11 protein-coding genes and 1 tRNA gene are annotated in these 10,445 nt (G+C 60.4%); 8 read left to right on the forward strand and 4 right to left on the reverse strand.

Annotated elements, in window-relative coordinates:
• Positions 1–340: 340 nt before the first annotated feature.
• A complete protein-coding gene (locus BW09_RS10535) occupies positions 341–694 on the reverse strand; it encodes a type II toxin-antitoxin system YafQ family toxin (protein WP_044090647.1) in 354 nt (117 codons plus the stop codon).
• Positions 684–947 carry a type II toxin-antitoxin system RelB/DinJ family antitoxin gene (locus tag BW09_RS10540; protein WP_044090646.1) on the reverse strand — a complete coding sequence of 88 codons (264 nt, stop codon included), beginning with the start codon at positions 945–947 and terminating at the stop codon, positions 684–686. Before BW09_RS10540 ends, BW09_RS10535 begins: the two co-directional genes overlap by 11 nt.
• A 131-nt stretch (positions 948–1,078) precedes the next feature.
• Between BW09_RS10540 and obgE the strand changes: the two genes are divergently transcribed.
• Both obgE and proB read left to right on the forward strand, forming a co-directional pair.
• Positions 1,079–2,755, forward strand: a complete 1,677-nt coding sequence (gene obgE / locus BW09_RS10545) for a GTPase ObgE (protein ID WP_140464162.1) — start codon at positions 1,079–1,081, stop codon at positions 2,753–2,755.
• A 2-nt stretch (positions 2,756–2,757) separates the two neighbouring features.
• Complete coding sequence (gene proB / locus BW09_RS10550) at positions 2,758–3,891, forward strand: glutamate 5-kinase (protein ID WP_140464164.1); 1,134 nt, start codon at positions 2,758–2,760, stop codon at positions 3,889–3,891.
• Positions 3,892–3,921: 30 nt separating this feature from the next.
• Here proB and BW09_RS10555 read toward each other — a convergent pair whose 3' ends face one another.
• Positions 3,922–5,202, reverse strand: coding sequence for an immunoglobulin-like domain-containing protein (locus BW09_RS10555; protein ID WP_140464166.1), 1,281 nt, complete (start codon positions 5,200–5,202; stop codon positions 3,922–3,924).
• 301 nt (positions 5,203–5,503) lie between these two features.
• Here BW09_RS10555 and BW09_RS10560 point away from each other — a divergent pair, with 301 nt between their 5' ends.
• The 6 genes from BW09_RS10560 (at position 5,504) to rplA (ending at position 9,515) form a co-directional block, all read left to right on the forward strand.
• On the forward strand, positions 5,504–6,715 hold the full coding sequence (locus BW09_RS10560) for a pyridoxal phosphate-dependent aminotransferase (protein WP_140464172.1): 1,212 nt from the start codon (positions 5,504–5,506) through the stop codon (positions 6,713–6,715).
• A gap of 113 nt (positions 6,716–6,828) precedes the next feature.
• Positions 6,829–6,904: transfer RNA gene (locus tag BW09_RS10565), tRNA-Trp, on the forward strand.
• A gap of 39 nt (positions 6,905–6,943) precedes the next feature.
• A complete protein-coding gene (gene secE, locus BW09_RS10570) occupies positions 6,944–7,171 on the forward strand; it encodes a preprotein translocase subunit SecE (RefSeq protein ID WP_044090642.1) in 228 nt (75 codons plus the stop codon).
• A gap of 29 nt (positions 7,172–7,200) precedes the next feature.
• Positions 7,201–8,094 carry a transcription termination/antitermination protein NusG gene (gene nusG / locus BW09_RS10575; protein ID WP_140464168.1) on the forward strand — a complete coding sequence of 298 codons (894 nt, stop codon included), beginning with the start codon at positions 7,201–7,203 and terminating at the stop codon, positions 8,092–8,094.
• A gap of 281 nt (positions 8,095–8,375) precedes the next feature.
• Positions 8,376–8,807 (forward strand): 50S ribosomal protein L11, encoded by a 432-nt coding sequence (gene rplK / locus BW09_RS10585; protein WP_044090640.1) that lies wholly within the window; start codon positions 8,376–8,378, stop codon positions 8,805–8,807.
• A gap of 15 nt (positions 8,808–8,822) precedes the next feature.
• On the forward strand, positions 8,823–9,515 hold the full coding sequence (gene rplA, locus BW09_RS10590; RefSeq protein ID WP_140464170.1) for a 50S ribosomal protein L1: 693 nt from the start codon (positions 8,823–8,825) through the stop codon (positions 9,513–9,515).
• A gap of 437 nt (positions 9,516–9,952) precedes the next feature.
• Here the strand turns inward: rplA and BW09_RS11015 are convergent.
• Positions 9,953–10,445 (reverse strand): hypothetical protein (locus tag BW09_RS11015; RefSeq protein ID WP_219846532.1); only part of this gene is annotated, 493 nt, incomplete at its 5' end.

The raw sequence follows: 10,445 nt of genomic DNA on the forward strand, positions 1-10,445 counted from the left end.
TCGCCGTGGCTGAGGCCGGGCGTTATCGGGCATAGGGCGGAACCGCCGTGGCTGAGGCCGGGCGTTATCGGGCATAGGGCGGAACCGCCGTGGATCCCATCCGCATGGAATCCACGCCCTCCATGCTCCTCACAAGCCGCACTGCACAACCCAAACGCGCAGTGCGGCTTTCTCATACCGAAATAGGGCGAATTGTGCAGTGATTCAGCTCATGCTTGCTCCGCTATGCGCGTCTGCGGACTCCATGAGCCGCTTTGGTCTGGATTCCGATGTCAGTATGATCCGCACTGTTGGATGAAACCGCCAACGCGATGACGGGATCCAGTCGACGTTCTGGGGCTCAGTGCTTGCTGATGGTGTGACCTTCGTCGCGGCGGTAGGCGTCGATGTCCTTGCCTGTCGTGCGTGCAGAATACAGCACGTCATGGGTGCTGGTACGAGTCAGCACCAAGGTCAATCCGTTGCCGTCGATTCGGTAAACAAGCAGCCAGTCGCCTTTGATGTGCAGTTCGCGGAATCCTGTCCACTGGCCGGTCAACGCATGGTCCTTGTATTTGCTGGAGAGCAGATTCTTGTCGTCTGCGACTATGGCGTCCACTGCATCCCATAGTGGAGCCAGTGGAGTGTGCTTCTTGCGAAGTGCCTTGATGTCCTTGTCGAAGATGGTTGTCGCGATGATTTCCTCAATCGCCATAGAAGCTCCTCAGCTCGTCGACGGTGTCGAAGCGACGTCCTTCGCGTGCGAATGCCTGACGACGAGCTTCCATGTTCGCCGTGGTGTCAACGCTGGGAGTGAAGGGCAGCGCCTGGTTCCTTACCGTCTGCTTGAGGAACATGTTCAACGCGGTGGACATGTCGATGCCAAGAGTGTCGAAGACGCGGGTCGCTGCTTCCTTGGTTTCTGGGTCTGTACGGAAATTGATTCTGGTTTCGGCTGTTGCTGTCATGATTCCTCCTTGATTCTTTTCCCAATGTTATCACAACGGGATAAGACTTGCGCTGGCCCCAGTTCCGCCACGCCCCTTCCTATGGTGCACAGAAAACAGTCCATCAACCCCAATCGGTAGAGTGGAATATTATGAGTGATTTTGTGGATAGAGTGACCGTCCATGTCAAGGGCGGCGACGGCGGCAACGGTTCGGCAGGCATCCGCCGTGAGAAATTCAAGCCGTTGGCCGGCCCGAATGGCGGCAATGGCGGCGACGGTGGTTCCGTGATTTTCGAGGCTACGCGCAATGCCACCAGCCTGTTGGACTACCGTTTTGTGCCTCACCGCACCGCAGGCAGCGGCACGATGGGCCTGGGCGACAATAAGGACGGCTCCAAGGGCGACGACCTGATTCTGCCGGTTCCCTGCGGCACGGTGATCTTCGAAGCCCGTGGCGAACAGGGCAAGTCGAAGCATCCGGGCGATCAGCTCGCCGATCTGCGTCATGAGGGTGACCGCTTCGTCGCGGCCAAGGGCGGTGCCGGCGGTCTGGGCAATATCGCACTGGCGAACAAGACCCGCCGCGCCCCCGGTTTCGCTCTGCTCGGCGAGCCCGGCGAAGAGCGCGACATCATCCTCGAGCTCAAATCCATCGCCGATGTGGCGCTGGTCGGCTTCCCCTCGGCGGGCAAGTCCAGCCTGATTGCCGCGATGAGCTCAGCCAAGCCGAAGATCGCCGACTACCCGTTCACCACGCTGGTGCCGAATCTCGGCGTGGTCATCGCGGGCGATTCGCGATACACCATCGCCGACGTGCCGGGTCTGATTCCCGGCGCCTCCGAAGGCAAGGGCCTGGGTCTCGAATTCCTGCGTCATATCGAGCGCACGGAAATCATCGCGCATGTGATTGATTGCGCCACCCTCGAGCCCGACCGTGACCCGATGAGCGACTACCACGCGCTCGAGAACGAGCTGGCCAAGTACGCCGCCAAGCTTGAGCTGCCGCTGGGTGCGATTCCGATTCCAGAACGCCCACGCATCATCATCCTCAACAAGATCGATGTGCCGGAGGCCCGCGAGCTTGCCGATTTCGTCAAGCCGGAGTTCGAAAAGCTCGGCCTGAAGGTGTTCGAAATCTCCACAGCCTCGCACGAGGGACTGAAGGAGCTGAACTTCGCGCTGTCCGGACTGGTCAAGGAGATGCGCGAGGAGGTCGCCAACCGCGAACAGGCCGAAGAAGAGGCCCGCGTGGTCATCAACCCGCTGGCCAACGGCCGAAACCAGCGTCGTGCCGGCAAGAACGGCACTCCAGCCGATTTCACCGTCGAGCGCCGCGAGTTGGGCGACGGCGAGTTCTTCTACGAGGTGCGCGGCACCAAGCCCGAACGCTGGGTGATGCAGACCAACTTCGACAACGACGAGGCCGTCGGCTATCTGGCCGACCGTCTGGCCAAGCTCGGTGTGGAGGACGAACTGCGACGCAAGGGCGCTCATCCGGGCGACGAGATTCGTATCGGACGTGGTGCGAACATGGTCGAATTCGACTGGGATCCGACCATTTCCGCCGGTGCCGAGAACCTCGATGGCTCCAACTTGGGTGCACGAGGCAAGGATCTGCGACTGCAGGAGCTCAATCCGGGCGGCCGTCGCCGCTCCAACGCCGAGCGTCGCGCCCAGTACCACGAGATGATGGATGCCCGCGCTGCCGTCCGCGAGGCGATGCGCGCCGAACGCGAGGCCGGCCACTGGGCCGACCCGTCCATCGATGACGATCGCCACGACGAGACCAGCCTGTTCGGCCGCGGCGAAGACGTGGACGAAGAGTAGTCATGAGCACGCCGAGCCAGACTGAAGTTCGTCGCAGCATCGCCGAAGCCGGCACCATCGTGGTCAAAGTGGGCTCCAGCTCGCTCACCACACCGAGCGGCCACCTTGACCCCGCCAAACTCGACGCTTTGGCCGCGGCCTTGGCTCAGGTGCGATTGATGGGCGGTCGCGTGGTACTGGTGTCCTCCGGTGCCATCGCCGCCGGTTTCGGCCCGCTCGGCTTCGAGGAACGGCCTGCCGACGTGGCCACCCAGCAGGCCACGGCCGCGGTCGGCCAGGGACTGCTGATGGCGCGCTATGAGACCGCGTTCGGTCGGTTCGGCATCCGCGTGGGGCAGATTCTGATCACCGCCGAGGATACGATTCGCGCCACGCAATACCGCAATGTGCAGCGCACGCTCAGCCGACTGCTGGACCTCGGCGTGGTGCCGATTATCAACGAGAACGATTCGCTGGCATCCAATGAGATCCGATTCGGCGACAATGACCGGCTTTCCGCGCTGATCGCCAATCTGGTACGTGCCGAGGCGCTGGTATTGCTCACCGATGTGGACGCGCTCTACACCGCACCGCCTTCCCAGCCCGGCTCGCATCGCGTGGAATATGTGCCCAATGTGATCGATGCCTTGGGCGATATCACGGTCTCCGGTTCGGGGTCCAAAGTCGGTACCGGCGGCATGGTCACCAAACTGGAAGCAGCCCGTGTGGCCGCGGTATCCGGTATCCCGACGGTGCTGACCTGCGCTGCGAACGCCGGCCCGGCGATGATGGGCGACCCGGTCGGCACGGTGTTCGCGCCGGTCAAGGCCCGTGGTTCGTCACGCCGTCTGTGGATCGGTTTCGCCGCCGACCCGCGCGGCACAATCGTGGTCGATGCCGGTGCCGCCAAGGCGATTCGCGGCGGCCGAGCCTCGCTGCTTGCGGCCGGCGCATTGGAAGCCAAGGGTGCGTTCTCCGCCGGCGATCCGGTGTGGATCGACAACGAGGCCGGCGAACATCTGGCGCGCGGTCTCGCCGGGTTCGACTCCGAGGAGATTCCGCAGATGCTGGGCCGCAACACCGCCCAGCTCAAGCGCTTCCTCGGCCCCGAATACGCGCATCCGCTGGTGCATCGCGACAATCTGGTGCTGGTGTAGGCGGTGGTGCCGGTGCGGTCCGGTACCGCGTCACTGAATCGCACCGATGAACGCGTCCAATGATTCTGTGCCTTGGATGCGCACGCGGGGCAGCGCGGCGGGGTCGCCGCCGATCTTCGCCCAACCGTATTCCGTGGTGAACGCCAGCGGCACGCCGGCATCCTTGACTGCAGCCTGCGCGTCCGGCGTGGTGTCGCCGAATGGGTAGGCGAACGCCTGCAGCGATCCGGTGATCTGCGCTGATTGCTTGATATCGTCCACGATTTCCTGATGACTCATCGCGCTGATGCGTCCGCCGTGGCCCACGGTGCCTCCGGCGCGATGCATGTCGTAGGAATGCGACTCGTACTCAAGATACGGGGTGGCGTATTGCGCCATCCGCTGCGGTACGTTGCCGTCTGACGCGATGATGAACGAGGTGGCCGGAACCCGGTATTTGGCCATCAACGCCGGCCCGTGCTGGAAGAAATGCGGCTCGCCGTCGTCGAACGACAGCACGATGCTGTGCTTGGGCAGGCTGTGCGTGCCGTCGATGAACGCGCGCACCTCGGCCCAGGACGGGTAGTAGAAGGCATTCTGTGTCAGATACTGCAATTGCTGCTCAAGCGACGTGGTCGAAATCCAGTTCGCGTCGACCTCGCTTGCCGGGGTGGTCGCAGGGTCGTACACATAGTGGTACATGAGCACCGGAACACCATCGGTCTGCTTGTCCATCGTGTCCACCACGGTGACAGTGCGGGTCGCGACTGCCGTGTGGCCGGTGGAATCATGCACTACATACTGCACGGTATAGTCGCCGGGTGTATTGGTATCCACGGTGCCGCTGATGGTGATGCGCTCGGTCAGCACACCATCCTTCGGCTCTATGGCGTGTGCGCCTCCCTCCACGTATGACTCGCCCTTGAGCACATAGGTGGTGCTGCTGCCATTGACGCCGATGACGATGTCTCCCGGGTCGATGCCGGGCGCAGCCTGACGGTCGAGGGTGGTATGCGAAGGCACGGTGGCCGCCGGTTGGTCGAAGCCGTTGAAGGCCCTGCCTGGCTCAATCAGTCGCGTACCGTTGACCCGCGCCATTCCGAATGCCACAACACCCACCACGATCAGCGCCGTGATTGCGGCGATAGCGATGACCATGCGACGCCGGACACGACGTGCCGCGAGCATCGCTATGGAATGGCGGCTGGCATGCTGTCCATACCGACGATGCTCCCCGTGTTTGCCATGCTGGCCTGTTTGGTGTGCGCGAGGCGATGTAACCGGCTCGTCGGCAATATGCGAACCGTCGTGTGCCCCATCATGTTTGCTCATAGCTGCTCCCGACCCCTTGCGCCACTGTTCCTCTCTATTGCACCACCAGTCATCCCCCAAATGATGGTTCTGCTAATCCAACTTCGACATTGTCTTTCGGCTCCCCTTGTCAACGGAGCTGTTGACAGGACATCGGGTCATTCCAGCCGGACGTCTTCGGTTCCCCTTGTCAACGAAGCTGTCGACGAAGTCGACTGAGGGATAGTACGCGGGCATATGGGAATGTTGGTTTGATAGAGCAAAAACTGATGCCATGACCTTTCCAACATCGCACGTTCGGTCTATCGTGAGAACCATGACTATGGCTGATTGGCAAACTCTTTCCGACCGTATACACTCCGTGGCGCCGAGCGCCACCCTTGCCGTTGATTCCAAGGCGAAGGCGATGAAGGCGGCAGGCCTTGACGTCATTGGTTTTGGCGCCGGCGAGCCGAATTTCCCGACTCCCGCCAACGTGGTGAAAGCCGCTGCGGACGCTTGCCTCGACCCGAAGAACTACAAGTACACTCCGACCCCCGGCCTGCCGGAGCTGCGCGAGGCCATCGCGGCCAAGGTGCTGCGTGATTCCGGTTACGAGGTCGGCGCTGATCAGGTGGTGGTCACCAACGGCGGCAAGCAGGCCGTGTACGAATCCTTCCAGATTCTGCTGAATCCGGGGGATGAGGTCATCATCCCTACCCCGTATTGGACCAGCTATCCGGAAGCCGTCAAACTTGCCGGCGGCGTGCCGGTTGAAGTGTTCGCCGGCGCTGATGTGAACTTCGAGCCGTCTCTGGATGCGCTGGAGGCCGCGCGCACCGAGCGCACCAAGGCCATCATCGTGAATTCGCCGAACAACCCCACCGGTGCCGTGTGGAAGCCAGGGACTGTGAAGGCCATCGGCCGTTGGGCGGTCGAGCATCACATCTGGATCATCTCCGACGAGATCTATGAGCACCTGAACTATGACGATGCGCATACCACCTATGTCGGTGCTGTGGTGCCCGAATGCCGCAATCAGCTGCTGGTGCTCAACGGTGTGGCCAAGACCTACGCCATGCCCGGCTGGCGCGTCGGCTGGATGGTCGCTCCGGTGGAGATCGCGAAGGCCGCCACCAAACTGCAGGGGCACATGACCTCCAATGTGGCCAATGTCTCCCAGCGCGCCGCGCTGGCTGCTGTGGCCGGTCCCTTGGATGAAGTGCATGAGATGCGCAAGGCCTTTGATGCGCGGCGCAAGGCGATTGTGGCTGCACTGAACGATATCGAAGGCGTGTATTGTCCGACGCCGACCGGCGCGTTCTATGCGTTCGCCGATATCACCGCGCTGCTAGGCAAGCCGCTTGGTCCGCAGGGTACCGTGGCCAAGACGTCTGCCGACTTTGCCTCGGCTCTGTTGGATGAGGCCCATGTGGCCGCTGTGCCTGGCGAGGCGTTCGGCGCTCCCGGCTACCTCCGCTTCTCCTACGCCTTGGCAGACGCCGATTTGGCCGAAGGCATGAAGCGCATGAAGGCGTTCGTCGAGTATCGCTGATCGGACGCGACACGCGATTTGCCTTAATCCACCCCAGTCGTTAATATGTCGTCTTGGCGGTTTTCGCCGTGGCGAAGCGTTCCTCGTAACGCAACGCTGAGGTGGATACACCTAGGGAAGTGGCGCAATTGGTAGCGCAACGGTCTCCAAAACCGTAGGTTGTGGGTTCGAGTCCCGCCTTCCCTGCCAAGTTTCTCAAAAAAACTAGCAGCTGACGCGAGGTACAAAATGGCTAAGACGAGCAACAGTGAAAAGGCAGTCAAGCCGAATGTCTTCATGCGTATCGGTCTGTTCATCAAGCAGATCGTCGACGAGCTTCGCAAGGTCGTTACCCCTACTGCCAAGGAACTGTTCTTCTGGTCTCTGGCCGTGTTCATCTTCGTGCTGCTGCTGATGGCCCTGGTCACGGGCATGGACTTCGGTCTGGGCAAGCTCGTGCTGTGGCTGTTCGGCTGATCCCCAACAACTTAAGGTGAAACACGCGCATGAGTGATGAACTGAATCTCGATAACCTCGACGCAGTGCTCGCGAACAACGAGTCTGACGCTGAGTCTTCAGTAGCTGATGAAGCATCTGCAGTGACTGAGGCTCCTGCCGATGCTGCTGTTGCTGAGGCTCCTGCCGAGACCGCGGAAACCGCTGCGGACGATGCTGCGGTTACTGATGCAGCACCGGTGGCTTCTTCCGAGACTTCTGGTTCCGTTTCGCTGGATGATGACGAAGAGACCGAGGTCAACGAATCTGAAGAGGCCGAAGGCACCGATGCCGGCCAGCGTGCGGTCGATGAGTTCTCCAAGTCCCTGCGTTCCCTTGACGGCAAGTGGTATGTGCTGCACACCTACTCCGGCTATGAGAAGCGCGTGAAGACCAACATCGAATCCCGTGTGGCTTCCTTCGGTATGGAAGATCAGATTTTCCAGGTCGAAGTCCCGATGGAAGAAGTCGAGAAGCACACCGAGAAGGGCAAGAAGGTCATCACCCGCGTGCGCGTTCCCGGCTATGTGCTGATTCGCATGTGGCCTGATGAAAACGCTCGTCGTATCGTTCGTGAGACTGAGGGCGTCACCGGTTTCGTTGGTCCGACCAAGGACCCGGCGCCGTTGTCCCGCAAGGAAGTCGTCCAGATGATGGCCCCGATGATTGCCTCCGAGGCGCTCAAGGCTGCTGGCGACAAGCCTGCTGCAGCCAAGAAGCGCAAGGTCGAGGTCTCCTACGCTGTCGGCGATCAGGTCACTGTCACCGATGGGCCGTTCTCCACGATGGAAGCTGTTGTTTCTGACGTCGAGCCCACCACTCAGAAGCTTACGGTTCTGGTGTCCATCTTCGGCCGTGATACGCCGGTGGAGCTGGGCTTCCATCAGGTCAAGAAGCTCGACTGACGCTTTGTCAAGAGCCCGACTACGGTCGGGCTCTTTTTTGTGTGCTGTGCCGTTTTTCGAACGGCGTGTTGTCCAATCGGACTCGCATAATAAGAAAGTTGTGTCTGGAGGGAAGACCCGCTAGCACAGCACAGCAATATAAGTTGCGGGAGGAGACCGGTTCGGCGCCGGCAGTCTCAATCACACACGGATAAAAAATGAGTCAAGACTGTGTGCGATGAGTTGCAGGGGACCGTATGCGGCCACCGTTTGAACCGCGTTATAGAAAGAAGAACCATATTATGGCTCCCAAGAAGAAAGTCTCGGCGCTGATCAAGCTCCAGATTCAGGCTGGCAAGGCCAACCCGGCCCCGCCGCTGGGCCCGGCTCTGGGTTCCCACGGCGTGAACATCATGGACTTCTGCAAGGCATACAATGCCCAGACGCAGGACAAGATGGGCCAGGTCATCCCTGTCGAGATCACCGTTTACGAGGATCGTTCCTTCACCTTCGTTCTCAAGACCCCGCCGGCTGCAGCTCTGCTGCTCAAGGCCGCTGGCATCGAAAAGGGCACCGAGAACCCGCTGACCCACAAGGTCGGCTCTGTCACCAAGGCGCAGGTCCGCGAAATCGCCGAGATCAAGATGGAAGATCTGTCTGCTCGCGACATCGAGGCCGGCATGAAGATCATCGAGGGCACCGCTCGCTCGATGGGCATCACGGTTACGGACTGATAAGGAGAAGGCCAGATGGTAAAGCGTTCCAAGAAGTACCGCGAAGCCGCTGAGCGCGTCGATCGCAACAACCTCTACACCGCCAATGAGGCCATCGCTCTGCTCAAGAGCATGCCCTCCTACAACTTCGACCAGACCGTCGAGGCTGTGTTCCGTCTGAACGTTGACCCGCGCAAGGCCGACCAGCTCGTGCGTGGCACCGTCAACCTGCCTCACGGCACTGGTAAGACCGCCAAGGTCCTCGTGTTCGCTCGTGGCCCGAAGGCCACCGAGGCCACCGAGGCTGGCGCCGACATCGTCGGTGATGACGACCTGATCGCCAAGGTTCAGGGCGGCTTCCTCGACTTCGACGCCGTGGTTGCCACTCCGGACATGATGGGCAAGGTCGGCCGTCTGGGTCGTGTGCTCGGCCCGCGTGGCCTGATGCCGAACCCGAAGACCGGCACTGTGACCATGGATGTCACCAAGGCTGTCAAGGACATCAAGGGCGGCAAGATCGAGTTCCGCGTTGACAAGAACGGTAACCTCTCCTTCCTCATCGGTAAGATGAGCTTCGAAGAGTCCGCTCTGGACGAGAACTTCAAGGCCGTGGCCGACGAGGTCAAGCGTCTCAAGCCTGCCACTGTGAAGGGCCGCTACATGACCAAGGCGACCATCACCTCCACGATGAACCCGGGCGTTCCGGTCGATCCGAACACCCTGGCCTGAGGCTAGCGAGCTTCAATAGCTGCTGAAAGGGGACTTCCCACTATGGGAAGTCCCCTTTTCTATTGCATGGCTGTGACTGGCAGATGTAGCTGAATACAGCTGATACCGCTGGCCGGTGGTCTGTCTTGCATGTGTTTGAGTGGTATTGTCCCTTTGACTGACCGTTGCCCCTGAGCAGACAGCGGTGGCTCTGATGGGATGTGCTTGAGGCAGACAGCGGAGCTGTTTGTAGGCAGCGCGCGAAGCGCGTCCCTGATTGCTGGCCCCCTCTGACGGGACGTTGCCGTGAAGCAAACAGCGGAGCTGTTTGTAGGCAACGTGCGAGCCGACAGGCGAGCCAGCAGGCGAGCCAGCAGGATGCCGCGCGGAGCGCGTCCATACTTGCAGGACGGGCTGTCAGCGTAGCTGACTGGGGGAGAGATGCAAAACCGAAGTCCTCAATTATTAGCGAGATGAACTATTAGCATTTCTATAGGTATCTGCTGTGCGTAATGACGCTGGCCGAGACAGCAAAGATATAGATCAGTCGATGATGCGGATTGGAAAGTTGAATCAGGGGTGAATTTCCGCGACACTCCGGTGAATAGATGAATGTGTAACTGAATCGTGATCCGATACGGGATATTCTGATAACAGAACAGCGATGTGAGGCTGTTTGCGACACGCCGAAGGAACCGCGTCATTGCAACGGTTCCTAGGGTTCTTGTGCGCCCTGATTTGCGCAAATCGACATGCTCGTGTAAGTTTATCTCTTGCTGCCGCTCAGCGAGTGGTTCTTCTCCTGAAGAGCTGCGAGGTGAGAGTGTGGTGGTGGTTTGAGAACTCAAGAGCGTGTTTGTACTACTTTTTAGAGTCGTTTTTTGATTGCCAGTCCGTTCCGAGCCTGTCGGGGTTTTTCCTGGTGGGTCCTTGGTTGGTTGAATCGGGGCG

Source organism: Bifidobacterium sp. UTCIF-1 (assembly GCF_006408915.1).
Lineage (GTDB): Bacteria > Actinomycetota > Actinomycetes > Actinomycetales > Bifidobacteriaceae > Bifidobacterium > Bifidobacterium reuteri.